At 67.7% G+C, this 22,340-nt stretch carries 22 protein-coding genes and 1 pseudogene; 8 read left to right on the forward strand and 15 right to left on the reverse strand.

Going from position 1 to position 22,340, the window contains the following annotated elements; all coding sequences use genetic code 11:
- Window positions 1–6: 6 nt before the first annotated feature.
- The 6 genes from I2H31_RS09115 to I2H31_RS09140 all read right to left on the reverse strand — a co-directional run bounded on the left by I2H31_RS09115 (window position 7) and on the right by I2H31_RS09140 (window position 7,021).
- The gene (locus tag I2H31_RS09115; protein ID WP_196292711.1) at window positions 7–831 is read right to left on the reverse strand and encodes a fatty acid desaturase family protein; all 825 of its coding nucleotides are present in this window, start codon (window positions 829–831) and stop codon (window positions 7–9) included.
- Between the two features lie 83 nt (window positions 832–914).
- Window positions 915–1,412 carry a hypothetical protein gene (locus tag I2H31_RS09120; protein ID WP_196292712.1) on the reverse strand — a complete coding sequence of 166 codons (498 nt, stop codon included), beginning with the start codon at window positions 1,410–1,412 and terminating at the stop codon, window positions 915–917.
- A 153-nt stretch (window positions 1,413–1,565) separates the two neighbouring features.
- On the reverse strand, window positions 1,566–3,800 hold the full coding sequence (locus I2H31_RS09125; RefSeq protein WP_196292713.1) for a hypothetical protein: 2,235 nt from the start codon (window positions 3,798–3,800) through the stop codon (window positions 1,566–1,568).
- Between the two features lie 390 nt (window positions 3,801–4,190).
- Window positions 4,191–5,624, reverse strand: a complete 1,434-nt coding sequence (locus I2H31_RS09130) for a hypothetical protein (protein ID WP_196292714.1) — start codon at window positions 5,622–5,624, stop codon at window positions 4,191–4,193.
- 183 nt (window positions 5,625–5,807) lie between these two features.
- Window positions 5,808–6,278 (reverse strand): hypothetical protein, encoded by a 471-nt coding sequence (locus I2H31_RS09135; RefSeq protein WP_196292715.1) that lies wholly within the window; start codon window positions 6,276–6,278, stop codon window positions 5,808–5,810.
- 32 nt (window positions 6,279–6,310) lie between these two features.
- Window positions 6,311–7,021, reverse strand: coding sequence for a hypothetical protein (locus tag I2H31_RS09140; protein WP_196292716.1), 711 nt, complete (start codon window positions 7,019–7,021; stop codon window positions 6,311–6,313).
- Between the two features lie 76 nt (window positions 7,022–7,097).
- Here I2H31_RS09140 and I2H31_RS09145 point away from each other — a divergent pair, with 76 nt between their 5' ends.
- From I2H31_RS09145 to I2H31_RS25125, 4 genes and pseudogenes are all read left to right on the forward strand, one after another.
- The gene (locus I2H31_RS09145) at window positions 7,098–8,078 is read left to right on the forward strand and encodes an NAD-dependent epimerase/dehydratase family protein (RefSeq protein WP_196292717.1); all 981 of its coding nucleotides are present in this window, start codon (window positions 7,098–7,100) and stop codon (window positions 8,076–8,078) included.
- Window positions 8,078–9,256, forward strand: a complete 1,179-nt coding sequence (locus tag I2H31_RS09150) for a glycosyltransferase (RefSeq protein WP_196292718.1) — start codon at window positions 8,078–8,080, stop codon at window positions 9,254–9,256. Before I2H31_RS09145 ends, I2H31_RS09150 begins: the two co-directional genes overlap by 1 nt.
- Window positions 9,253–9,885 (forward strand): hypothetical protein, encoded by a 633-nt coding sequence (locus tag I2H31_RS09155; protein ID WP_196292719.1) that lies wholly within the window; start codon window positions 9,253–9,255, stop codon window positions 9,883–9,885. Before I2H31_RS09150 ends, I2H31_RS09155 begins: the two co-directional genes overlap by 4 nt.
- Before the next feature lie 658 nt (window positions 9,886–10,543).
- Window positions 10,544–11,053 (forward strand): annotated as a pseudogene (locus I2H31_RS25125) (glycosyltransferase); the annotation flags it as partial.
- A 13-nt stretch (window positions 11,054–11,066) separates the two neighbouring features.
- Here I2H31_RS25125 and I2H31_RS09160 read toward each other — a convergent pair.
- The 7 genes from I2H31_RS09160 to I2H31_RS09190 form a co-directional block, all read right to left on the reverse strand.
- Entirely contained in the window at window positions 11,067–12,512 is a 1,446-nt protein-coding gene (locus I2H31_RS09160; protein ID WP_196292720.1) for a F390 synthetase-related protein, read from the reverse strand.
- Between the two features lie 145 nt (window positions 12,513–12,657).
- Complete coding sequence (locus I2H31_RS09165; protein WP_196292721.1) at window positions 12,658–13,515, reverse strand: MBL fold metallo-hydrolase; 858 nt, start codon at window positions 13,513–13,515, stop codon at window positions 12,658–12,660.
- Window positions 13,515–14,513 (reverse strand): 3-oxoacyl-[acyl-carrier-protein] synthase III C-terminal domain-containing protein, encoded by a 999-nt coding sequence (locus tag I2H31_RS09170; RefSeq protein WP_196292722.1) that lies wholly within the window; start codon window positions 14,511–14,513, stop codon window positions 13,515–13,517. The genes I2H31_RS09165 and I2H31_RS09170 overlap by 1 nt, the downstream gene beginning before the upstream one ends.
- A gap of 156 nt (window positions 14,514–14,669) precedes the next feature.
- On the reverse strand, window positions 14,670–14,891 hold the full coding sequence (locus I2H31_RS09175) for a hypothetical protein (protein ID WP_196292723.1): 222 nt from the start codon (window positions 14,889–14,891) through the stop codon (window positions 14,670–14,672).
- A gap of 114 nt (window positions 14,892–15,005) precedes the next feature.
- Entirely contained in the window at window positions 15,006–15,305 is a 300-nt protein-coding gene (locus I2H31_RS09180; RefSeq protein ID WP_196292724.1) for a hypothetical protein, read from the reverse strand.
- 7 nt (window positions 15,306–15,312) lie between these two features.
- Window positions 15,313–15,804, reverse strand: coding sequence for a hypothetical protein (locus I2H31_RS09185; protein ID WP_196292725.1), 492 nt, complete (start codon window positions 15,802–15,804; stop codon window positions 15,313–15,315).
- A 21-nt stretch (window positions 15,805–15,825) separates the two neighbouring features.
- Complete coding sequence (locus tag I2H31_RS09190; RefSeq protein WP_196292726.1) at window positions 15,826–16,320, reverse strand: hypothetical protein; 495 nt, start codon at window positions 16,318–16,320, stop codon at window positions 15,826–15,828.
- 202 nt (window positions 16,321–16,522) lie between these two features.
- Between I2H31_RS09190 and I2H31_RS09195 the strand changes: the two genes are divergently transcribed.
- Together I2H31_RS09195 and I2H31_RS09200 are read left to right on the forward strand one after the other, a co-directional pair.
- Window positions 16,523–17,125: an SMI1/KNR4 family protein gene (locus I2H31_RS09195; RefSeq protein WP_196292727.1), complete on the forward strand. Its 603-nt coding sequence runs from the start codon at window positions 16,523–16,525 to the stop codon at window positions 17,123–17,125.
- Between the two features lie 150 nt (window positions 17,126–17,275).
- A complete protein-coding gene (locus tag I2H31_RS09200; RefSeq protein ID WP_196292728.1) occupies window positions 17,276–18,853 on the forward strand; it encodes a TPM domain-containing protein in 1,578 nt (525 codons plus the stop codon).
- A gap of 224 nt (window positions 18,854–19,077) precedes the next feature.
- Here I2H31_RS09200 and I2H31_RS09205 read toward each other — a convergent pair whose 3' ends face one another.
- Both I2H31_RS09205 and I2H31_RS09210 read right to left on the reverse strand, forming a co-directional pair.
- Window positions 19,078–19,794, reverse strand: a complete 717-nt coding sequence (locus tag I2H31_RS09205) for a hypothetical protein (RefSeq protein ID WP_196292729.1) — start codon at window positions 19,792–19,794, stop codon at window positions 19,078–19,080.
- A 60-nt stretch (window positions 19,795–19,854) separates the two neighbouring features.
- Window positions 19,855–20,544 (reverse strand): DUF6882 domain-containing protein, encoded by a 690-nt coding sequence (locus I2H31_RS09210; RefSeq protein WP_196292730.1) that lies wholly within the window; start codon window positions 20,542–20,544, stop codon window positions 19,855–19,857.
- Between the two features lie 196 nt (window positions 20,545–20,740).
- On the opposite strand from I2H31_RS09210, the gene I2H31_RS09215 reads away from it, so the two are divergent.
- Together I2H31_RS09215 and I2H31_RS09220 are read left to right on the forward strand one after the other, a co-directional pair.
- A complete protein-coding gene (locus I2H31_RS09215) occupies window positions 20,741–21,319 on the forward strand; it encodes a hypothetical protein (protein WP_196292731.1) in 579 nt (192 codons plus the stop codon).
- 194 nt (window positions 21,320–21,513) lie between these two features.
- A complete protein-coding gene (locus I2H31_RS09220; RefSeq protein ID WP_196292732.1) occupies window positions 21,514–22,218 on the forward strand; it encodes a DUF6683 family protein in 705 nt (234 codons plus the stop codon).
- The last annotated feature ends 122 nt before the right edge of the window (window positions 22,219–22,340 follow it).

Raw genomic sequence — 22,340 nt, forward strand, 5'->3', positions numbered from 1 at the left:
GAGCAGTTAAAATCCTAGCTTGGTGGGCTCCACGCCCTGCTGCGCAAAATACGGGTCGAGGCGCTTGGCCAGCTCGGGCCAGTGGTGGTGCGGAATGCCGGGGTACAGGTGATGCTCCAGATGGTAGAGGTGCTCGGCCGCGATAAACGACGCCACGCGCCCCCGAAACAGCCGCGTCTGCAGCAGCACGTTTTGCTCGCGGGGCCGGTGGGGCAGGTACGACGTCACCAGCGGCAACACCCAGCTGCCCAGCGTCATCAGCCCCGCGTAGATGAGCAGCACCGGGTGCCCGGCCAGCGCCAGCCCCACGGCCGCGCCGAATACGAGCAAACAGGCCAGGCCTTCCCCGCGCACCCAGCGCTTGTCGCCGCGGTCCTGCCGCAACGCCCAGAAATACAGCTTGAAATTATAGGTAAGCCCCTCGCGCAAGGCCCCGAGCAGCGACATGCCGGCCGCCGCACCCTCAATGTCGTCGGGGGCGGGGTAGCGGGCGTGGTGGTGCAGGTGCGCCAGGCGGTAGGCGTGGCCGCTGCGCAGGGCCAGCAACTCAATCACGCTCAGAAAGAAGTCGTTGACGGGCTTGCGCAGGCCCAGGTTGGCGTGCACCAGGTCGTGCGACGTCGAGCCGTAGGTGAGAAAGCTCAGGGCCATAAGCATCAGCACGGCCGGCACCCACCAGCCCAGCGCGGCAAACCCGAAATAGCCGGCCGCGCAGCCAAAGGGCAGCGCCAGGGTCAACGCCCGCTGCCCGTTGCTAATCGGAACCAAATCAGCAAAATGCCGCGCGGGCGGCAGGCCGGCACTGCCGGTGGTGGGGTGATGGTGAGGCATGACGGTTGTACGTTTCAAGCCCGGGCGGGGGTTATCGGCCTGGCCGCGCCCGGGCAGGTCTGCGTAGCGCGCCCGGTGGTGCGCTAGCCGCCGGCCTCCTCCGCCACCGGCGCCAACTGCAGCAACTCAATGAGCAAAGGCCGCGATTGCCGCACTTCCGCCCAAAACGGCACCGTGAACAGCAGCAGCCCAACTACCAGCATGCCCACCGGAATCAGCGCCGGCCCGACCGGCCCTTCCACATCGGTGCGAAAATCGCCGTGCGCCAGCGCCAGGCCCATGGCCGCTACCACGCTGCCCACCACCCCCAGCCACAGGGCCGCAAACGCCAGCACGGCCGGGTGCAGGCTGTGTTGCAGGCGCACACGGCTTCCCCCGGCGGGCCCGGCGGCCACCTCGCCCTTGATGCGCGGAAGCATCGAATTGCGGTAATCAATCACGCGGCTGATGGTGAACTCCTGGGCGGCCACGCGGCCCGTGAAGGCGCGCGCCTGCTGCACGCTGTCTTGCACCCGGCGCAGCAACTCGGCAGGCGGCAGGGGCGAGGTAAATACTTCGGTGAGGGCCGGAAAAAAACGCATCGGTGCTTACAAGATAACGCCGGCATCGGACGGGCCGACAACGTGAGGGAATGGGTGTGGGGGCCGTCTGCGTGTGGGCGGGGCCTCCCTACGCGCCGCTACGCCGGCACCGCCGTTTTGAGCCCGGGTCTGTCAGTCAGGCGGTTGGTGGTTTTAATCCACGAGGAGCTGAGTGACGGCGGACGTGTTGCGGGCCCACTCGGCCGTGTACATTTCGTCGGCTTCGGGCTGCTCCAGCACCTGCAGGCCCTGCGCTTCGGCTTTGATGAGCAGCAAGTCGCCGAGGCTGAGCTTGCTGTCCAGCTTGCGCAGCAGGGCGCGCACGCCGGCGGCGTCCAGGTTCTGCACTACCTGGCCGTAGAAGGGCATTTCGAGCCACACAATTTCGCGCCGGGCCACGTCGAGCACCCCAAACACGAGGCCTTTGGTGAGGCCGCCGGTGATGCGCACCTGGTGCTGCACGGCCGAGGGGTCGTAGGCCACGCCCCTGGCCGACACGCGCAGGGGCTGGGCGCTGTCCATCCAGCCCACCACCAGGTTGGGCGAGAGGCTGCCCGCCGTGTAGGCGTTGCAGGCGAAGGTGACGTACTGCGCCTGCGTGTGCTGCAGCGCGTCGAGGTTCAGCTCGATGTATTCGGCCGTGCCCACTTTGCTGGGAATATGCTGCACGTCGCCGCTGTGCTGGCAGCCCGTGGCCGTGAGCCGGGCGTAGGAGCAGATTTCGACCCGGTCGGCAAACGCCACGTGGCAGCTCAAATCCATGTCGAGGTGCTGGGCCGGCAGGCCCGTGCCCCATTGCAGAAACAGCCGCACGGCGCGGCCTTCCACCCCAAATCGGGTGCCCATGAGGGCCGCGGGCAGGTCCTGCACCGTCTCGCTGCGGTCGCCGATGGCGACGGGCACTTTGAACAGCAGGGGGTCGATGTAGAGGGTGCGGTGCGTGGTGGGCTGGGCGGCAAAGCGCCGGCGCATGGCCAGCCGGCAGAGGTCGGCCACGGCGGTTTGCATGGCTTCGAGCTGGGGCTCGTCGTAGAGGTCGAGCAGGGCATTGGCCGGGATGCGCCGGCTGACGCCGCCCAGCGGCTTCACCACGCGGGGCAGGCCTTTGGCGAAGTAATTTTCGGCGTACATGTGCAGGGTGAGCACCAGCCGGGCCGGCACCTGGTCGATGATTTCGGCAAAGGCGGCCACGGCCGGCGCGGCCCCGAACCAAAGCATGTTGGCAAACAGCGAGCGGGCAAACAGGCCCGGCCGCTGCTGGAGCAGCGCAAACGTAGGGGCTTCCTCCGAGCGCAGCCGGAAATGGTTGACGCGGCCCTGCCACACCTCGTAGGTCTGGTCGTGGAACACGTTCAGGGTTTCGCGCAGCTTGGCCAGCGCGGGGCGCTTGCTGTACTCGGCCAGGCGCAGGGCCCGGATGAAGCGCACCCACATGCCGCGCTTGGGGTGCATCATTTCGCAGAGCTCGGCGGGGCGCTGGGGCAGCGCGTTCAGCCACTCGGCCACCATGCGCCCCTCGCGGCGGCTATATTTTAGCTTGAGGTCGGTCGTAGCTTTGGCCTTCGCCTGGGCGCTGCCGTCGAGCGCGGCCACCCGGTGCCGGCCGTTGTCGCGCAGCCGGCGGCGAATGGTTTTGGGCTCGATGAGCTGCAAAAAACCGGTTTTGCGGTACCAGAGGTAGCGCAGCACGTCGGTGGGGGAGGAGAGCAGCGGCTGGGCTTTCTGCCAGCGGTTGGCCTGCACGTAGGCGTCAACCACGGCCATGCGGGTTTCCTTCATGGCAATGGACACGCCCACGGGCACCGGCAGCTCGGCCAATAGCAGCTTCAGGCTGTCGAGCTGCGTGGCGTCGAGCGCGGTTTTCGAGGCCAGCAAATCGCGCAGAAAGCCGGCGAGGTCGGCTTCGGTCCACAATTCCAACACCTTGAGCTTGCTGCCCTGCCCCGTGAACCGGATGGTGCCGCGCTGGAAAGGCGTGCCGCAAAACGGGCAGCCGTTGTAGCGCTCCAGCGGGAAGGTGTTGGCCGGGATGACGTGCCCGCAGGGCAGGGCGGTGCCCGGCGCCTGAAACACGCTGGCAAAAAACGTCAGCACGTAGTCCAGCGGCCGGGCGCCGGTGGGCGTGTGCCAGTCCTTCACCAGCGGCGTCCAGTTTTTGCGCACGCCCATCACCTCCCGAAACACCGTCAGCAGCCGTTCCTGGAACGCGGGCGTGGTGCCCTCCAGGGCCCGCAGCAGCGGCTCCGATACGCCGTAGCCCAGTTGGGCCAGGTTGGCCACGAGCAGGGCGGTGGCTTCGGGCAGGGCCGGCGGCAGGGCCCCGGGGCGGGCGGGCTCGACGTACACGGCTTGCTGCCGCAGGCTGACTTTTACCAGGTTCGGGTTCATGGCCACGCAGAAAATAAGAACCGAAATAGCAAGGCCGGCCGGTAGCGCGGACCCGCGAAAAAGCGTCGGCGGCGCCGCTTCCTTTATGCAAGAAAAGCCCGCCCCGCCGACGCTTTTTCAGCGGGCCCGCGCCCGCCGCAGTGGCTTCAACCGCCGCGCCAGGCGTGGTTGGCAAGTAGCCCAATACCATTGGGTTTCACCAGGTAATTGGGCTGCTGCTTTTTTGAAGAAAGAGAAGTAAGCAACCCTTGACCTGGCACTATACCAAGCAAACGAGTGGTTCGGCCGTTGAGCGGGCAAGGTAGCAGCTTTTTTGGTTTTGGGCGGTTGCCCGGGCTGGTCAGCGGGCGGCAACTATGATTCAAGCAATGGCAGGCAGCGTCCTCTCGGCTACAATGGCTCCACCGTCAGGTGGCCCTGCGCGGGCGGTTCGACGCGCACCCGGTAGCGAGTGCCGGCCACGGTCAGGTCCAGCTGGCCGCCCTGGGCGGCGTCCACGGCGTGGTACTGCGCATCGGCGGCCACGGCGCGGTAGCGGGGGCTGCTGTCGAAGATTTCCAGGGTGAAAACCAGCTGGGGCGGCTGGCCGGCAGCCGTGCGGGTGCCCACGTAATGCAGCGTGAAATGCGTTTCGGTCACGGCGCCGTACGTCAGGCCGGCGTGGCGGTAGTCGGCCGGCTGGCCCGGCGCGGCGCGGTTCTGGTTGCTTTCGGCCCGGCTCAAGTCCCAATAGACGGGCGCGCTACGCCCAGCCGCCACAAAACCGGGCTGCCGTTGCGCCTGCCTCCGTGACTCGTCGGCTTCGCGCAGCAATTCAACCAGGTCAAACGCGGCAATGTCCTCGGGCGGAAACCACAGCGGCTCCGACACGCCCGCGCGCCAGCGCCCATCGTGCCCGGCTGGCACGCCCTGCTGCAAAATGGCCTGCTGGTTGAACGAGGCGAGGTAGCGGCCCAGGAAGCTGTTGGCCGTGAAGTAGGGCGACGTGGCCGGCTGCGGCAGCCTGGAGGTGCCCAGGCGGGCAAAAAACTGCACTTCCTGCCGCTCATTCACGCCATAAAAATAGTCGCCCACGTCCACCAAGCGCCCTGGCTCATACAGCGCCACGGCGCGCAGTGGCGGCAGGTTCGCTTCGGCCAGCTGACAGTTGAAACGAAGCAGGTTGGCCTGCACATTCGCGGCTTTGAGGGCTGCTTCGTGCTGCAAAAAATGGCGCAGGTAGTCAAAATGCCGGGCCAGTGCCGCCGGCTCGCGCCGCAGGCTGCGCAGGGCCTGGCGCAGCAGCTTTTCGGCCTCGGGGCGCGACAGCTCCCGGTCGTCGGCGCTCAGAAACAGGCGGACGCGCCGGGCCGGGTCGGTGAGAATGAGGTGCTGCTCGTGGTAGGCTTTCACCGAGAACCAGCCCGGAGAGGTTGCGGCTTCTTCGGTGAAGTAGAGGCCCTCGCCCACGGGCCGGGCCCTGGCATACACGGCTTCCCGCTGGCCGTCGTGGTAGTAGTCCTGCCGGGCAATGGCGTGGAAGTAGGCCCGGTCGGGGGCGTCGGCCAGCGGCACGTCGTCGGCGTAAAAAGTGACGCGCAGCAGCAGCGGCACCTTGCGGCCGCCAAAGCCGTAGGAATCGTGGCTGGGCAGGTAGTACGTCAGCTGCTCGGCCGATACGGGATGCTGCAGGTAGGGCTGGCGGCGCAGGCGGCGGGCGGGCGGCAGTTGTTGCTCCGGCGTTTCATCCAAATGAAAGGAAGCGGGCAGCTCCAGGGTGGCCAGGCCATCCAGGTCAACGGGCCGACTGGCGCGGTCGGACCTGAATAAGCGACTCAACAGCATCAGGAGAACGAATAAGGTAACACTGGCCAGGAGGATTTTCATCGCTGCTTCTACGTTTGCCGCCCGCAGCCGCTTCGCCCTGTACGCTGATACGCGGGGAACGTACTCCTAGCGGGGTTGCACGCCTGGCAATCCATTGACCACCAAAGGGTAGCCCGGCACCGCGCCGTGCACACTGCGCTGCTACCGCGGGCGGGCCTCCTGCCACAGGGCCGCGCCGCGCGGTAGCTCGGTGTGCTCTTTCGTGAATTTGTCCGGGTCGATGCTGCCCCAATTATACTCAAACGCCACGACAGCTCCAGAAGGCAGCGTAACTTCTCCCAATGCTAACAAGTGCGTGAACCCCGAAACGGCGTTGGTGGAATACTTAAACCCGGTGAGCGTGAGCGGCGTGCCCACGGGCACCGCGGCAATCTTCTCCCCGATATACTCGTCTTGTTCTACCAACGCAATGTTGCGAACCGTGTAAAGACCATTGCCGAGCTGGAAGAGCGTGGTCGGCCGTTTGGTGGGCAGCGGCCGGTGCAACAGCGGCTGCAGGGCAGGGTAGGCCGACACGTCGCGCACCCGTGGCCACAGGGCGAACGCCAGCACCAGGGCAAACAGCACCACACCGATGCCAACAACGAGCAGAACGACTTTAAGCAGCGACATGGCAGGAATTTAACAGAAGCGAGCGGACGAAGCTACTCCGTGAGCGCCAGCTTCACCAGCTGGCTGAGGACTTGCTGCTGGTCGGTGAGCGAGGGCCGCACGTCGCGGTAGCGCGGCACACGCCCCGGCCGCGGCCACCCCAGCCCGTCCCGGTCGTTTTTAATCCCGAACCGCGTGCCGTCGATGACGTTGGAGTCGATGGCAATGATTTCCAGGCCCGTGCTGTCGGCCCCGACCGCGCGCAGGTGGAGCAGGTAGTCGCAGGTATAGGGCAGCGGCTGGCCCTGGGCCGAGACGTATTCGGGCACCGGCCAGCGGGGCGTGGGGCTGAGGTATAAGTCGGGCGCCCGCGCGGCAACGGGCAAGGCCAGATACGCCAGCAGCGCGGTAGTCACCGTGGCCGGCGCGTGAAAGGCCGTGCTCATGGGCACTTCGTCGGAGGAATTGAACCGGTCGTAGCGCCGAAACAGATAGTCGATGCGCTGGGTCTCGTTGGTAGCCAACGAAAACTGGGCGAATTGGGGCCCGTACTCCGGGTGCGCCGGGGCTTGGACGGGGCGGGTGCTTTGCAGCCGCTGCCGCAGCCGTGCCCGCACCGTTTGCATCGGTAGGGGCAGCACGGCTTCAACCGGTGGCTGCGCCGCCCCGGTGGTCACGGCGGGGTAGCGGTCGGCATCCGACTGGCAGGCGCTGAGCGGCAGCAGCCACCCGGCCAACGCGGCGAGCAGTGAAGGACGAGGCATGGCGAGCGGTGAAGAAATGTTGACGGCGAGATTTCGGCGTATGTTTCGGACCTTAATCATATACTTGGGGCGCCGCATGCGAGTTTTAGTTACCGGTAGTAATGGATTTGTGGGCCGTCGCATTGCGGCCCTGCTGCGCGCCCGGGGCGATTTCGTGATTGGCCTGGGACGGTCGGCCGCCGCGGCGGAGCCCGTCGATAACTACCTCTGCCACGACCTGGCCCAGCCGCTGGCCTTCGCCGAGCCCGTCGACGCCGTGGTGCACTGCGCGGCCCTGGCTTCGCCCTGGGCCCGGCCCGCAGCCTACCAGCGCGCCAACGTGGACGGCACCCGCCACGTGCTGGACTACTGCGCCCGGCACGGCAATCCGCACCTGGTGTACATCTCGTCGTCGAGCGTATTTTACCGGGCCGCCGACCAATTCGACTTAACCGAGACGAGCCCCATTCCGCCCGATGCGGAGCAGATGAACGAGTACTCGCGCACCAAGCGGCAGGGCGAGCGGCTGGTGCAAGCCCACGCGGGGCCGTGGGCCGTGCTGCGGCCCCGCGCCGTGTTTGGCCCCGGCGATACCGTCATTTTTCCGCGCGTTCTGCGGGCCGCGGCGGCGGGGCAGCTGCCGCTGCTGCACCGGGCCGATGAAAAAACGGCCGTGGGCGACCTCATCTACATCGACACGCTGGCCGCCTACGTGCTGGCCGCGCTGGACCGCCGCTTCACGGGCGAGCTGAACCTGACCAACAACCAGCCCGTGGTCATTCAGGCTTTTTTGACGGACCTGCTGCAGCGGCTGGGCTACCCGGTGCCGCGCCGGCGGCTGCCGGTGGCGTGGGCCATGCGCCTGGCCCGGCTGGCCGAGTGGGTGTCGGCCGGGCTGCTGGGCTACCGCGAGCCGCCGCTCACGCGCTTCGGGGTGGCCGTGTTTGCGTATTCCAAAACGTTCGACGTGCGCAAGTGCCTGGCCGAGCTGGGCCCGCCCGCCGTCAGCGTCGAGGAGGGCCTGACGCGCTTTGTGGCCTGGTGGCAGCAGCAGCCTTCATCCTCACGCCCCACCTGATGCCCTGCCTTGCCACCGCCACGCTGGCCCTCACCGGCCTCTACCTGCTGCTGATGGCCGTGCGCCTGGGCCTGGCGTTGCGCTACCTGGCCCAGCCGCCAGCGCCCCCGGCCGGGCCGCCGGTCCCGGCCCCCGCAGTGGCCGAAATGTCGGTGCTGCAAGCCATTCTCAGCGGCGACCCCTTGCTGGAAGACTGCCTGCGCCGCAACCTGCGTCATCATCCCGAAGCCCATTTCCTGTGGCTGCTGGACGAAACCGATGCCACAGGCCGCCGCATTGCCGCGCAACTGCAGGCCGAATATCCAACTGCTCAGGTGCAGCTAGTGCTCACGCCTCCCGCGCCCCAGGGCATCAACCCCAAGTCCTTTAAGCTTCAACTGGCGCTGCCGTTGAGCCGGGCCGTCGTGGTGGTGCTGGACGATGACACGGTGCTGCTGCCGGGCGCGCTGGCCCGGGCCGGCGCCCTGCTCACCACGGAGGCTCTCGTGACGGGGCTGCCCTACTACCAGTACCCGCCGGGCCGGGTGGGGTGGGCGGCGCTGGTGCGGGCGTTTGTGAATGCCAACTCGCTGCTGACCTACCTGCCGCCGCTGTATTTTCAGGCGCCGGTTACCATTAATGGAATGTTTTACGCGACGCAACAGGCCACCTTGCGGCAGCTGGGCGGTTTTGCCGCCATCGAGGCCGAGCTGTGCGACGACTACGCCCTGGCCCAGCTCTACCGCCGCGCGGGCCTGCCCGTGGTGCAAAGCACGATAGTGCACCCGCTGGCCACCACCGTGCCGCACTTCGGCGCCTACCTGCAGCTGATGCGCCGCTGGATGGTGTTTGCCCGCCGCCTGTTTCGGGCCTCGCTCTCGGGGCCGGTGCTGGCGCTGGTGGTGCTGCCCAGCTCATTGCCGCTGCTGCTGGTGCTGCTGAGCCTGGTCAGCGGCCGCCCGGCCCTGGTAGCCGGCGTGCTGGCCGTGCTGGCCCTCAAGGCCGCCGTGCTGGCCAGGGTGCGCCGCCGCCAGCTCGGCACGCCGGAAAGCCCGCGCACGGTGGCCCTCGAAGTGCTGGCCGACCTGCTGCAGCCGCTGCACCTGCTGCATGCCTTGTTTCAGCCCCGCCGCGTGCAGTGGCGCGACAAATCAATTGAAGTGGTGGCCGACGGCCTGCGCTATGTATCAGGGGCATGATGGGTAACCTGCGCCGCCTCCGCCGCTACGACCCAGCCGATTCGCTGGCCCGGCCCGCCGCGCAGGTGGTGGCCTGGCTCACGGGCCAGAGCGACTACCGCTCCGCCTGCCTCAGCCCGGCGCAAGCCGCCCTTTTGCGGGCCGTGGCCACGCCCGGTTGGGTGGGGCTGGAGGCCAATTTTCCGTATAACCAGGCCGCGCTGATGGCCAGCCACCGGCCGGCCCCGTTGCTGGCCGCCTCGGTGCGCAACAGCGCGCAGTTTGTGGCGGCCTTGGCCAGCCCCGCTTTTCGCCAGGCCTGCGCCCGGCACTTGCAGCCGCTGCTGGATGCCGCCACGCGCCGGCTGGTGCTGCTGTGCGGCAGCTGCGGCTTGCAGCTATTCTACGCCGCCCTGCCGGGGTTGCGGGTGCCGCCGGGGCTTCAGATTCAGCTGATTGGGTTGGGGCCGGTGTGCGTGCGGTACCAGGCGCACCCGCAGGTGGCCGTGGCCGTGGTGCAGGGCCGGCGCGACTGGCTGAGCCGCGGCCTGTGCCGGCTGCCCTGCACCTACCGGGTGCCGGCCGGGCATCTGGACTACGCTGAGCTGCCGGAGCTGCCCGCGCTTATCAGGCAGCTACTTGGCCCGTAACCACGTAACTACTTCCGTGCCCGCCCTTAAAATCTGCTTCGTCGCGCCGCCGTTCAGCGGCCACCTCAATCCCCTGATTGACCTAGCTCACTATTTCCAGGGCCAGGGTTTTGCGGTGCATTTCACCACCGGGGCCGCCAAGGCCGGCCTGCTGCGCCAGCTCGGTTTTGCCGTCGACACCGTGCTGGCCCATGACCCCTTTGCCATGGAGCGCATCGTGAATACGCCAGGCCCGGTGAGCGGTAGCTTTTTGCTGATGCTGAGCCAGCTGCGCGCCAACCTGGCGTTGCTGCCCGGCATCCGGCAGGAGCTGCGGGCCATTTTCGCGGCCGAGCAGCCCGCCGTGGTCATTGCTGATTTTTGCGCCCCGGTGGCCGGGCTGGTGTGCGAGGAAAGCGGCCTGCCCTGGCTCACCACCATCCCCACGCCGTTTGCCCTCGAAACCCGCCGGGGCACGCCGGCCTACCTGGGCGGCTGGGGCCAGCCGCGCCACTGGGGGCAGCGCCTGCGCGACGCCCTGGGGCGCACGGTCATTCGCGCGGGCAAGCAAGCGTTTGGGCTGGTGCTGGCGCGGCAGCTGTGGGCCCTGGGCACGCGCATCTACCGGCCCGATGGCTCGGAGCAGGCTTACTCGCCGCACGGCATCCTGGGGCTGGGCATGGCCGAGCTGGAATTTGAGCGCGACTGGCCGGCGGCCTTCCGGTTCATCGGCCCGCTCACGGCCACGCCCGAGCCGGTGGGCGCGCGCCTGTCTTTTGCCGAGCAGCGCGCCCCGCAAGCCGTGCTGGTGACGCTGGGCACCCACCTGCCCTGGGCCAAGCAAGGCCTGCTGGCCCGGCTGGCACCCCTTATCAACGCCTTCCCCGAAGTGCATTTCGTGGTGTCGCGCGGAGAGGCGAGCCAGTTTGACGAGCAGCCCGAGGAGCTGGGGCCCAACTGGTCGGTGTACGGCTACGTGCCCTACGACGCCAATCTGCCCCATTTTGCGGCCGTGGTGCACCACGGCGGGGCGGGCATTGTGTACAGCTGCATCCGGGCGGGCCGGCCCAGCCTGGTGTGTCCCCACGACTATGACCAGTTCGACTTCGCCCAGCGGGTGCAGGAGCGGGGCGCGGGCCTGCGCGTGGCCGCCCTGGACTCGCCCGCCGCAGTAGCCGCACTGCGCACGCTGCTCACGGACTTTAACTTAACGCCCCTGCACCGGCTGGCGGAAGCCCTGAAGCAATACCACCCGCATCAGGCTGGCCTGGCAGTTGTTCGCCGGCTGCTGGAGTCAGCAGCGCCCGCAGTGCCACCGGAAACGTGCGCTGAACCCGGCGCCGCTTCAGCGTAAGGTTTTCGTCGGCCGGCGGCGTCCATTCCTGCAGGGTGAGCCGGGGCGGCTGCACCCCGTAGCGCGCCCACAGCGCGCCCAGAGCCTGGGTGGCGTGTTTACTGGCTTCGGCGGCTTCGGCCGCGGGCGTGCTCAACTGCAGGGTCACGGCATCGGGGGCGGTTTGCACGCAGCGAAAATCGAGGATGTGCGGACTGCTTTGCAGCACGGCGCTCCGAATAAAATCGGGGAAAACAGGGACCGACTGACCCGTGGGTGTGGCCAGCACAAAAACGTCGTCGCCGCGGCCTTCCACCCGGGCCAGGGCGGCGCAGGGCGAGCCGCACGGGCAGGGCTCGGCGGCTTCGATGAGCACATCGTTGAGCCGGTAGCGAATGATGGCCTGCGTAGAGCGGTTGAAATCGGTGATGATGGGCATAAAACGCCCCGTGTTCCCTGCGAGGTATTCCCGCTCCACGTGCAGCAGGTCCTCGTTGAGGTGCAGGCGGCCGTGGGCGCAGCTGATGCCCAAAAACCCTTCGGCCGCCTGGTAAATCTGCCCCACCGGCTGCCGAAACACCTGCTCGATGACGGCGCGGTCTTCGTCTTCCAGCACCTCGGCCGCCGAGTAAATGTGCGCGGGAGCCAGGCCCAGCGGGGCAGCGGCTTCGGCCTCGGCCAGCAGGCGCAGCACGTAGGCGGGCGCCACCAGCACCGTGGGTCCGAAGGCCGCCAGCTCTTGCCGCAGCCGGGCCAGCGGCCGGGTCAGGTCGAAGTAGGCAAAGCGGATGTGCCGGCCGCCGAGGGTTTCGTACAGCGGGTTGTTGGCCCGCAAAAACAGCGCGATGCGTGCGGGCCGCCACAGGCCGCCCGGCAGCGCCTTGGCCAGCACGGTGCCTGCCCACGCCAGCCGCTCGCGGCGGCTCACCAGAAACACGCCCTGCGGCCCCGCCGTGCCCGACGACAGCCCCACGCTCAACCCCTGCGGCAGCTGAGACGCCGCCGCGTCGCGGCTGGCTTCGGCGGCCCGCGCCACGGCCAGGCACCCGGCCAGCGGCAGGCCGTGGGCGTTTAGGCCCGCAAACTGCGTCAGGTACTCGCTTTTTTCCAGCACCGGCCACTGGCTGAGCGGCTGCTCCGCCCAGGGGCGATAAAACGCGAACGTCCGCCCGACCCAGCGCGCATAGCGCCGCAGCCGGCGCTGCTGCCACTGCTCCAGTTGGGCCCGGCTGTGCGGCCGGCGCCCGTACCGCGCCCGGCAGTAGTACCACAAAATCAGGAGCCGGTCCAGCCCGGCGCGCCAGCTGCTGGCCATTGGAAGGGAAATTTTGTGAGTTTTTAGCCGTTGCTTGAAATCCGAACGTCATGTCGAGCTTGTCGAGACATCCCGCGTGGGGCAGTAACTCACTTGAATGGATTACTGCCCCACGCGGGATGTCTCGACAAGCTCGACATGACCGTCAGGTGCCTTGCAACAGTGAAACCGCCAAATCTATGCTTTCCTGGCAGTGCGAGGGCACCAGCAGCAGGTCGGGCCGAGCCAAGTGCAGCGCGTGCAGGCGGTGAATCTGGGCGCGGTACTGGGCCATGTCGTGGGTGATGAGGCGCACGGGTGGCCAGGGCAGCTCCAGGTCGGTGAAGGCGCGGCGCGTCCAACAGGCATCGGCCACCAGGAAAACGGGCTGCCCGCCCTGCGCGGTGAAGAAAAGCCCGAGCTGGCCCGGCGCATGCCCCGATACCTCAACGCCGAGCAGGCTGCCGTCGCCCAGCAAGTCGTAGCCCATCTCAAACGGGGCCAGGCCTGGCAGCCGAACGCGGGGCTGGTCGTCGGCAAAGGTGCTGCGGGCCGGCAGGTCGGCGGGATGCAGGCCGGGCAGCAGGCCCCGCCGCACGTTCGCGAAGGCACTGCGCCGGCGCAGGTTCGGGTCGAGGGCGGCCCGCAGATAAAGCAGGCGGGCGCGGGGGAAATCGAGCAGCCCGCCCACGTGGTCGGCGTGAAAGTGGGAGAGGATAATGAGGCCGATGTCGTCGGAGCGGATGCCTTGGCGGGCCAGCTGGGCCACGGCCGATTGGTGGGGGGCGCACACCACGGGCGTGGCCCGCCGGTAGAGCGAGGCCGGAAAGCGCGCCGTTTCATCAAAAAAACGGGGCGCGTAGCCGGTGTCGTACAATATCAGGCCCTGGGTGGGGTGGCGCAGCAGCGCAAACATGGCCGGAAACTGCTGCGGAGCCCAGCCGCCCCGCCGCGGGTTCACCACGAAGCCGGGGTGCGTGCAGTGGCCGCCCACCAGCAACTGCAGGGTGAGGGCGGCCGCCATCAGTAGCGGAGCAGGGCGGCGCCCAGTGAAATGCCGGCGCCCGTGCCCAGCAGCAGGCCCAGCTGCCCGCGCCGGAGGCGGCCGGAGCTCACGGCGGCGTGCAGGGTGCTGGGCAGCGACGCCGACACCTGGTTGCCGTGGGTGGGCAGAATCTGGACCACCCGCTCGGGGTCCAGGCCCAGCCGCTGGGTCAGGAAGCGCAGGCCCAGGTAGCTGGCTTGGTGCGGGATGATGCAGTCGAGGGCTGCGCGCGGCTGGCCGGTGGCGAGCAGCAGGCGGTCGAGAAAAGCCGGAAACACCCCCGACGCCAGCCGGAACACGCCCGGCCCGTCCATGCGGAACAGGTAGTCTTCGGGGGTGGGCGGGGGCGTCACGGCGTTGTAGCGGGTGCCGCCGGCCGCAATCTGGCACAACTCGGCCCCCTGGCTGTGGGTTTCGAAGCTCAGGCCCAGCACCGCGGACCCGTCGGCCGGTGTGGCCGGGCCCAGCACCACCGCGGCGGCCCCGTCGCCGAAAAGGGCGCTGGTTTCGGCGCTGTTCCAGTTCAGGCCCTTCGAGGCCACCTCCGAGGCTACGATGGCGGCGTAGGCGTAGCGCCCCGCCGCCAGGCCGGCGCTGGCCGTTTCCAGGGCGTGCAAAAACCCGAGACAGGAACCGTTCACGTCGAAGCAGGTGGCGTGCGGGCTCAGGCCCACGGCCCGGTGCACCAGCACGGCGTTGGTGGGCATGGGCTGCTCGGGCAATACGCTGGTGGCCAGCAATAAATCCAGCTCGGTGGCCGCCAGCCCGGCCGCCGCCAGGGCCTGCCGCAGCGCCTCCGCAGCCATGAAGGTGGAGGTTTCGGGGGGCGCGGCGAAGTGGCGGTGCCGCACGCCCCCCAGCCGCTCGGTGGCCCCGGCGGGGCGCTGGTACTCCGCGTCGAGGCTGGCCGACGTGACCTGCCGCGCGGGCAGGTAGGCCCCCGTGCCCAGCAGCCGAACCGGATAGGAAATATTCATAAGCAGCAAGCCAAAGTTACTTCCGGGGCAGCAATGCTTTGGCCAGCCCGGCAGGACGGTTGGCAGGCGTGCTAGTGGCACCCGCTAAGGCCTGCCGCCGCGTCCGGCAAAGTAACGTTGAATGGCCCACGCGCTGGCCTGGGGTTGAGATGCCCGCTACTTGTTGCGCTGGCGCAGCCACCATATTCCGCCGCCCAGCGCCGCGAGTGCGCCGGCTACCAGCGCCACCACGGTCACGGGCGGCCCAAAGGCCTTGCACGAGCAACTGGCAAAGACGGGCTTGCCGCCGATGCGCAGCCGCCGGCGGCAGAATGCGCACGGCACCAGATTGGGGTCGACCTGGCCGGGAAGGGGCCACTGATTAGCAGGGGAAAGCATACGGCAATAATGTGAAAGGACGCCGCCACACGGGCGGCGCTGGTAGATACCGGCGGGCGCGCAAGGTAACCCAGGCAACTCAGCAGGCGGGTGGGGTTGGGGCTGTCGGCGTTCTCATTCGGCGCCGGTGATTTCCGGCTTGCGGGCGGCCCGGCCGTAGTCGGGGTGGTGCCCCATCACGCCAAAGCCGGTGGTGGGGTCGTAAAAACCGGCTTCCTGGCCCGCTACGCGGCCATCGTAGGCCACGTAGCGCACGCCGGGGCCGAGGCTGAACCGCCGCCGCACGGCCGCCTCGTCGAAGAAACAGTCGAAGTACAGCCAGTCCAGCCCCTGGCCGTAGGGGTCGCCGCGGTAGGTGGGGCCGAACCCCAGGCGCGCCAAGTGCGCGGCAAGCTGCGATAAGCCGGTTTCCATGGTTGAGTTAAGGCATGTGGGTGGCCCGCCGCTGCCGGGGGCGCCCGGAGCCCGGCGGATGCTGCGCGTGGCGGCGGTAGTACGCCAGCAGCTCGCGCAGCGTGGCCACGTCGTGCGTGCACTCGCTCAGGTCGACGCGCCGCACGGCATCGCCGACCCGGTAGGTGAGCAGCGCGGCGCTGGCCTGGCTGTGGGGCGCCGTCAGGCACTCGTCTTGGATGTCGCGCCAGTCGTCCAGCGGCTGGTTCCGGGGCTGCAGGCCGCGCAGGCTCAGCCGCAGGCGCGGCCGTTTGCCGGCCAGGTCGAGGAGCGAATCGACCAGGCCGAAGGGAAAAACCACCGCGGCGGCGCAGATGAACAGGTACTTCAGGTGCAGCACCGGCCGCAGGTGCAGCAGCAGGTACACGCACACCGCCTCGGCCCCGGCGAAAACCACCAGCCAGGGCAGGCGCCTGGCCCACGACAGGTAAACGATGGTTTCGGGAGGATGCTTGCCCATGGGCCGGGGAAATGGCTGGCCTCAGGCGGCCGGCGAGGAGTGGTGCAGCGCGAGCTGCCGGTAATAAACCAGCAACTCGCGCAGGCGGGCCGCGCTGATGCCGCACTCGCTCACGTCGAGCCGCCGGGAAGTGGAGGCTGCCGAGTAGGACAAGTACACCTTGCGCTGCTTGCCATCGGTCACCACCACTTTTTCGTCCCAGATATCGCGCCACGGGTCGAGCCGATTGGTGCCGAGCTGAATGCCCAGCACGCCCACCCGAAACACGGGCTGGTGGCGCCACAATTGCACCGCGTAATACCCGGCGTAGCCGGCAAAGGCCGCCGCCATTACCCAACCGAATGCAAACACACCCAGCGACTTCAACCCTGCCAGCGTGAACAGAAACGGGGGCGGGGATTGGTGCCGCATCAGCGCGGCGAGGCCCACGCTGAGCAGCGAGAACCAGGCTATCCACAGCGGCACTTTCCACCGGGACAGGTACACAACGGTTTCGGAAGCAGGGGAAGGCGGCACCGGCACAGCGAATGAAGGCAGGTCTTTCTACGGAAAAGCACGGCCTTGAGTGACGGTCGGCGCCACAGGAGCGACTGCTATTTCAAGTTGTGCAGGGCCTGCCGGGGCAGTTGTAACCGAAAGCATTACCCCGACAGTATAGCTATTTACTCGGTACCGCCCGGTTTGGGCGCCCGAAGCCCACCCTTCCGCGTTTCGACCCATGACCTTTGACGAGGCTTTTGCTGAAATCCGCCGGTTCTGGCCCGGCGGCCTTCCTTTTGAATTTGGGCACGGCGCGGCGGCCGGGCGGCTGGCGGTCGAATTCGGCCGGGAACTGCCGGCCGAGCTGGTGACCTACCTCGATGCCATCGCGCCAGCGGAGGAAGTGGATTTCAGCACCATCGGCAACCCGCTTTACCTGTATGGCCTCGACCGGCTGGGCGTGCGCCAGGATGGCTACAACTGGAACTCGGTGACCAACAAGGAGATTCTGGGTTGGCCCGCCGGCTTTTTCCTGCTGGGCGACGAAGGGGCCGACCCGGTTTTGATTGACCTGGACCATCCCGGGCAAGGCATTCAGAAACGGCGGCACGGGGCGGGCAACTGGGAAACCGGCGACACCCTGGCCGCTACCATTGGGCAGTTTCTGCTGTGCAGCGCCGCGCTGCACCACGCCCTCACGGCTTTTGAGGAAGACCCGTTTGTTGACGACGAGCGGGGGTTTAACCTGGCCCCGCAGGCCGCTGCGTGGCTGTTTCCGCGCCTGAAAACCTGGGCCGGGCCCTACTACGCCGCGTGGTGCTCCGATTTTGACAATGCCTGAGCCGCCGGCGCGGCAAGGGCATTCAACCTAGAATAGCCAGCCTTTGCGCGACGGCAGCTGAAATAGTTGCTGAGCTAAATCACCTGACCATTACCAAAGCAGCGCGTAGACTTAACCCGCCCGTAGCTTGCGCCTCCCCAGTAACCGCCTATGTTTCGTCATCAATTGATTTGCTGGCGGTTGTGCCTGGCCGTGTTGGCTGGCTGCCAGTCGCCGGAACCGGCCGGTCGCATCACGGCGGCCAATTACCTCACGGCCATCCCCGACCCCAAGACGCTGGGCGAGAGCTACGTCAGCGACCCCGACGGGGTGCTGAGCCCCGGCACCGCGCCCGCCCTCAACGCCCGCCTCGACAGCCTCGACCGCAGCGGCCGGGCGCACATCGACGTGGTGCTGGTGCGCAGCATCGGGGAGGAAGTGCCCAAAACGGCCGCCACGGCGCTGTTTAATAAATGGAAAATCGGCCGCAAGGACACCAACAACGGCCTGCTGATGCTGCTGGTGCTGGACCAGCGCCGCGTGGAGTTTGAAACCGGCTACGGCCTGGAAGCCGACCTGCCCGACATCATTTGCTACCGCATTCAGCAGCGCTACATGCTGGAGCCCGCCCGCGCCGGCGACTACGACCGGGCCGTGGAGCAGGGCGTGGCGGCCCTTATCGGGCGGCTGCGCCCGGCGGCAGCGGCGGCGCCCCGGCCCGTGCTGGCCACCGCCGAGGATTCCCTCCGCTACCGCCTCGACAGCCTGCAGCAAGTGGCACAGGAGCAAAGCGGAATAGTGGTTGCCGCCAGCGACCCCTTGGACGAAGCCCTGCCCGGCGAAGACCTGGCCAATAGCTACGCCACCCCCGAGCCGGGGCCCCCCATCGGCACCCTGATAGTGGCCGGACTGGCGCTGGTGCTCTACCTGGTGCTGTGGTTTTGCACCACGCGGGGCCTGCGGGGGCGCGGCTGGCTGGTGCTGCTGCCCCTCGGGCTGCTGGCGGGGCTGGTGGTGCCGGCGCTGCAAAACGAATTGGCCACGGAATCGTTTTTGGCGCTGATTTACGGGCTGCCGCTGCTGTTCCTGCACGGCTATTTCGGGTGGCAGTACCGGCGGGCGCAGCGCCCCGTGGCCCCCGCCGCCCGGCCCGAAGCGTATGCGCAGCTGCAGGCCGCGCACCGGGGCCTGGCGTTCACGGCCTACCTGTTTCCGGTGGCGCTGGTGCTGTATTGGCGCTGGTACCGCCGCCACCTGACGGAATTGCGCGACGCGCCCTTCGCCTGCCCCGAGTGCGGGCTGCCCATGCACAAGCTCGACAGCACCGCCGAACTACGCCACCTCGAACCCGGCCAGCGGGCCGAAGAAGAATACCGCGCGGTGGACTACGACGTGTGGGAATGCGCCAGCGGCCACCACCTACGGCTTTCCTACCTCAACCCCGACACCGACAAACGCATTTGCCCCGCCTGCCACTACCGCACGCTGGGCCCGGGCCGGCTGCAGGTGGAGCAGCGCGCCACCACCAGAGCCAATGGCTGGGGCTGGCGGGTCGAAAAATGCCGCTTTTGCCAGCACGAGGAGAAAACCAAAGAAATTATCCCGCAATTGCCCACTCCCGGCAGCAGTTCTTCTTCCGGCAGCTCGTCGTCGGGCAGCAGCTCGGGCAGCAGCTCGGGCAGTAGCTCCAGTAGCTCTAGCAGCAGCGGCGGCTCGTCGGGCGGGGGCGGGGCGGGCAGCAGCTGGTAAGCACGGCTTGGAGAAAGGCCGCCCTGCTCACCTGGCTTCTGCGCAGCAGGACTCGCCTTCCTGCGCAAATAGCCCGGCGTTTGTGTATCCCCAAACAGCGGCCGGCCGCTGTCAGAGCGGTGGGGCCCTCGTCGGCGCTGAGCAAAATTGGTGCAGTGAGGTGGATAATGGACTGAGGTTCGCCGCAAAACCAGAAAACCGTGTAAACAGGAAAGCGCGAAGTCCTACCGCGAGCCCAGGCCCTGGCTGGTGAGCGTGGCCTGGCTGAGTGGCAGGCCGTACTGCGTTTTAAATAGCTGCTCCACGCCCTGCTGGTAGGCGGTTAGGGTGTGGCTTTTGGCCGCGGCCTGCCAGCCGCCGTACAACACCACGGTGCGCAGCTTCAGCTCTTCCCCAAGCTGGGCCAGGGCCGCGGGCGAGGCCCCCGCCAGGCTGCGCCCGAGGCCCGGAGCAAACTGGTTGCGCACGCCCTGCGCTATGGGCACCGTGATGGCCGCGCCGTCTTGCACGTTGTGCACTATCATCCAGCCCATGAGCAGGTGCGCGGCGAGGGCGCTGGCCACGTCGTTGGCGGGCAAGCCACTGCCGCGGCTGAGGGTCGCAAACACCTGGTCGTAATCGGATTTACCCGGGCCAAAAGTGGCCGTGATGGCTTGCGCGCCCGCCGCGTTGCGGGGGCGCAGCTGGGCCGCGTAGCTGGCCACGGCCTGTTGCCGCAGGGCCGCCGTGGGCGTGTAGCGCAGGCTGGCCGGGCCGCGGGCGGCAGTAGGCCCGGCCGGCACGCCGCCGGCGCGCAGCCGGTCGTAGCGCAGCAAGTCGCGGGCGCTGGCATCCAGGCTCATGCCCAAGCTGAAATTATCAAAAATCAGGTCCGTCGATTGGGCCCGGATGACGGGGGCGGCCAGCAGGAGCGGCAACGCCAGCAGCAGTCGTTTCAGCATCGGAGTTGGATGGTGCAGGAAGTGCAGCGTAAAAAATCGGTCTGGACAATCAGAAAAAGCCTAGCTGCCGCTGCTGCCCTTCAGGCTAGCCAGCCGGCCCAACTCGTCAAACGTGGCGGTGAGCGTGCCGGCACCCACGGCCACGCTCACCGTGTCGGCGGTTTCGGTCACCGGATAGCCTTTCTGGGCAACGTACTGAATGAAAGCCGGCCGGTGATTCATCTCAAACACGCCAATGATTTGCGGGAAGACCTGCGAAATCCGGGCGAAATCGTTTTTGGAAACCCGGTCAATCAGCTCACTCTTAACGGTGACAACCATGGTGCCCTGGCCGTAGTTGGCCAGGTAGTAGCCGCTGGCCCCAAACATGCCCGAAGCAATGCAGCCGATGATGTGCAGGTCGCGGTTCGTGGCATCAAACTCACTGGTGCTGAGCAGCTCAATGCCGTGTTGCGCGCCGTAGGCCCGCAGCTGCCCCGCCTGCGCGAGCAGCCCGTCCGGCAGGTTGGATTGCGCGTTGGCCCAGGCCCACAGCCACGTTTGGGAAGCGTGCGAGAACGTGCCCAGAACTTGCAGCGGAAAGGCCAGCCCCGGGCCGAAGGTGATGGTGCCGGCCGCCATCTCCACGTTCCAGGAATTGTCGCCGATGACTTCGTACAAGTCGGTTTGCTTGTCGTAGGCAATGGCGGCGTAGCGTTCCAGTAACGCTTGCTCGGTTTGGGCGGGCGGAAAATCGGGGGCTGGTGGCATGGGGAAAGAAGGGGCTTCAAGGGCCCAAAATAGTGCGGTAAAAAGCGGATACTTACTTGGGCTGTACTAAGCCCCGGCCGGCAAGGTTGCCGGCCGGCCAACGCGGGTGCGGGCGGGCGCGTACCAGCCGGAGCGACCGGGCCCGGCGTCGGCAATTGGCGGGTGGTCCGGTCAGCTGTTCGCTTTCCTGCTTCTTATGCTGCTTTATTCATTGTTGAGCCTGCTGCCGCTAGCCGGCCCGTCCCAGGCTCCGCACGACCCCGTGCCAACCGTGCCCGCCGCCATTCGCCGCGCCCTGCCGGCCGGCTACGCCGTGCTCGACGCCGCGCGGGGCGACCTGAACCGCGACGCCCTGCCCGACTGGGTGGTGGTGCTAAACAAGCCCGACGAAGCCAACACCTCGGACGTGGTGAGCCACCCCACCAAGCGGCCGCTGCTGCTGTTTGTGGGCGGCGCGGGCGGCACCTACACGCTGGCCGCCCGCTCCGACAACGCCGTGTACTGCGTGGATTGCGGCGGCATGATGGGCGACCCTTTCGCGGGCCTTGCCATCAAGAAGGGCTATTTCACCGTGGAGCACTACGGCGGCAGCGCCCAGCGCTGGACGCGCTACGTGACCTTTCGCTACGACCCGGCCAGCCGGACCTGGCTGCTGCACCGCGACGGCCACGAGCGGTTCCAAGCCCTCGACCCCGAGCATGGCACCACCACGGCCACCACCGCCAAGGATTTTGGCCGGGTGCCGTTGGCAAAATTCGACATTTACAAAGAGTGAGGGCCGGGCGGCCGGCCCGCGCAAAGCCCCCGCGCGGCGCCCGCCAAGTACACAAGATGTCCAAAAGCTGCCCCGGCAAAAGGGCACGGTTTCGTCCGGTTGCACCCCAAACTGCAAGCGGCGCGTATGAAAAGCCCAATGGCGGTTGCCAGGCCGGCCATCGCTGGAAGCTGTTCCACCTTCTTCTCTCGCTTATGCAAAAGCGGTTTGTTTTCCTGGGCAGCGGCCTGCTGGCCGTGCTGCTTGCCTCGCCCGCCGCCCGCGCCCAGGACGGCGCCGTCGACCTGACCGGCATGGGCATTTATGCCAGCGAGGAAGCGGTGAACGAAGCCGCGCGGGAGTCGGCACCCGCGCGGGGCAAGGCCAGGCCGGTGGCCGCGGGGGCGTTTAGCTACGTTCCGTCGGCCGCCCTGCGCCAGCAAACCGTGCGCAATGCCGCCCAGCGCCTGCAAGCCCACCAACCAACTGAAGCCCAGGCCCTCGAAAGCGCTTTTGGCCCCGGCAAAACCGACTATAACCAAGTGTACGAGGGCATTATCAAGGGCAGCGGCCTGCGCAACAACGACGCCGCCGATGCCCTGGCCGCCTACATCCTCGTAAGCTGGATGGTGGTCAACAACGTGCAGGACGGCAATGCCATAACGGTGCCCATGGCCCGGGGCGTGCGCGCCCAGGTAGCCCCGCTGCTGGCCCCGAAACTGGCCACTTCCGGTGCCGCGGCCCAAACCGGGGAGGGGTTCAAATTGCAGACTGCTTTGCTGTTTTCCGGCTGGCAGGCGGCCATCAAGGGCGGGCAGCTACCGGGCTTCCGGCAGGGCGTCGCCAGTAGCTTCAAGAGCCAATACGGCTTCGACCTGGCGCCGCTAAAACTCACCGGCCAGGGCCTGGTGAAGCGCTGACACCGACCCGTGAACCCACAGCAGCCGGCCCGGCAGAAAAGCGCCGCCGCAGCCAGCGGCCCGGTCGCTTTCGGCGCCCGAAACAACGTTGCGGACCCAATTGCCAGGCCGCTCCAGGGCGG

It is taken from the genome of Hymenobacter ruricola, from assembly GCF_015694525.1.
GTDB lineage: Bacteria > Bacteroidota > Bacteroidia > Cytophagales > Hymenobacteraceae > Hymenobacter > Hymenobacter ruricola.

Coding starts and splice junctions, on each gene's coding strand:
- I2H31_RS09220 (WP_196292732.1), top strand. CDS start 21,514: ATGCAAAAGCGGTTTGTTTTCCTGGGCAGCGGCCTGCTGGCCGTGCTG.
- I2H31_RS09150 (WP_196292718.1), top strand. CDS start 8,078: ATGCCCTGCCTTGCCACCGCCACGCTGGCCCTCACCGGCCTCTACCTG.
- I2H31_RS09210 (WP_196292730.1), bottom strand. CDS start 20,544: ATGCCACCAGCCCCCGATTTTCCGCCCGCCCAAACCGAGCAAGCGTTA.
- I2H31_RS09145 (WP_196292717.1), top strand. CDS start 7,098: ATGCGAGTTTTAGTTACCGGTAGTAATGGATTTGTGGGCCGTCGCATT.
- I2H31_RS09165 (WP_196292721.1), bottom strand. CDS start 13,515: ATGGCGGCCGCCCTCACCCTGCAGTTGCTGGTGGGCGGCCACTGCACG.
- I2H31_RS09215 (WP_196292731.1), top strand. CDS start 20,741: ATGCTGCTTTATTCATTGTTGAGCCTGCTGCCGCTAGCCGGCCCGTCC.
- I2H31_RS09120 (WP_196292712.1), bottom strand. CDS start 1,412: ATGCGTTTTTTTCCGGCCCTCACCGAAGTATTTACCTCGCCCCTGCCG.
- I2H31_RS09180 (WP_196292724.1), bottom strand. CDS start 15,305: ATGGAAACCGGCTTATCGCAGCTTGCCGCGCACTTGGCGCGCCTGGGG.
- I2H31_RS09115 (WP_196292711.1), bottom strand. CDS start 831: ATGCCTCACCATCACCCCACCACCGGCAGTGCCGGCCTGCCGCCCGCG.
- I2H31_RS09175 (WP_196292723.1), bottom strand. CDS start 14,891: ATGCTTTCCCCTGCTAATCAGTGGCCCCTTCCCGGCCAGGTCGACCCC.
- I2H31_RS09140 (WP_196292716.1), bottom strand. CDS start 7,021: ATGCCTCGTCCTTCACTGCTCGCCGCGTTGGCCGGGTGGCTGCTGCCG.
- I2H31_RS09185 (WP_196292725.1), bottom strand. CDS start 15,804: ATGGGCAAGCATCCTCCCGAAACCATCGTTTACCTGTCGTGGGCCAGG.
- I2H31_RS09200 (WP_196292728.1), top strand. CDS start 17,276: ATGTTTCGTCATCAATTGATTTGCTGGCGGTTGTGCCTGGCCGTGTTG.
- I2H31_RS09130 (WP_196292714.1), bottom strand. CDS start 5,624: ATGCTGTTGAGTCGCTTATTCAGGTCCGACCGCGCCAGTCGGCCCGTT.
- I2H31_RS09160 (WP_196292720.1), bottom strand. CDS start 12,512: ATGGCCAGCAGCTGGCGCGCCGGGCTGGACCGGCTCCTGATTTTGTGG.
- I2H31_RS09125 (WP_196292713.1), bottom strand. CDS start 3,800: ATGAACCCGAACCTGGTAAAAGTCAGCCTGCGGCAGCAAGCCGTGTAC.
- I2H31_RS09170 (WP_196292722.1), bottom strand. CDS start 14,513: ATGAATATTTCCTATCCGGTTCGGCTGCTGGGCACGGGGGCCTACCTG.
- I2H31_RS09205 (WP_196292729.1), bottom strand. CDS start 19,794: ATGCTGAAACGACTGCTGCTGGCGTTGCCGCTCCTGCTGGCCGCCCCC.
- I2H31_RS09135 (WP_196292715.1), bottom strand. CDS start 6,278: ATGTCGCTGCTTAAAGTCGTTCTGCTCGTTGTTGGCATCGGTGTGGTG.
- I2H31_RS09195 (WP_196292727.1), top strand. CDS start 16,523: ATGACCTTTGACGAGGCTTTTGCTGAAATCCGCCGGTTCTGGCCCGGC.
- I2H31_RS09155 (WP_196292719.1), top strand. CDS start 9,253: ATGATGGGTAACCTGCGCCGCCTCCGCCGCTACGACCCAGCCGATTCG.